Annotated in this window: 1 pseudogene; it reads left to right on the plus strand. The window is 76.6% G+C overall.

Going from position 1 to position 582, the window contains the following annotated elements:
• Positions 1–175 precede the first annotated feature (175 nt).
• A pseudogene (locus tag BZL64_RS38625) lies at positions 176–582 on the plus strand (protein translocase subunit SecD); the annotation flags it as partial.

Consider the following 582-nt stretch of genomic DNA (forward strand, 5'->3'; position numbering starts at 1 on the left):
CCGCCGTCGGCGGCGCCGGGAATCCCGGCGCCGCCGACGGCGGTACCCGCGTCCGTCCGCCCGCGACCGGCGGACGGGCACCCGCTGCGCGCCCCGCCTCCTCCTCCAGGCATCTGACGTTCCCTTTTCCCTGCCGCGGTCCCCCGTGGACGCGGCATGCCTGCCGGAGGCCCGCTTGACCCGCGCCCAGCGCATCCGAGGGCTGCTCGCCCTCGCCATCGTCGCCCTGTCCCTGTACGTCGCCATGAGCGTGCCCGTCCATCTCGGGCTCGATCTGCGCGGCGGCACCCAGATCGTGCTCGAGACCCGCCCCACCGCCGACGACGACGCCGGCCCGGACACCGTCGACCGCACCGTGGAGGTGCTGCGCGGTCGCGTCGACGCGCTCGGTGTCGCCGAACCCACCATCGTCCGCTCCGGCAGCGACCGGATCGTCGTCGAACTGCCCGGCGTGCAGGACCCGGCGGAAGCGGCCGAGGTACTGGGCCGCACGGCCCGGCTCAGCTTCCACCACGTCCTCGGCACCGCCCCCGCCACCGCCCCCGATGCCACCGAGGCCGCGGCCGGACCGCGGCCTCGGTG

Source organism: Streptomyces bobili (assembly GCF_002154575.1).
Taxonomy (GTDB): Bacteria; Actinomycetota; Actinomycetes; order Streptomycetales; family Streptomycetaceae; genus Streptomyces; species Streptomyces bobili.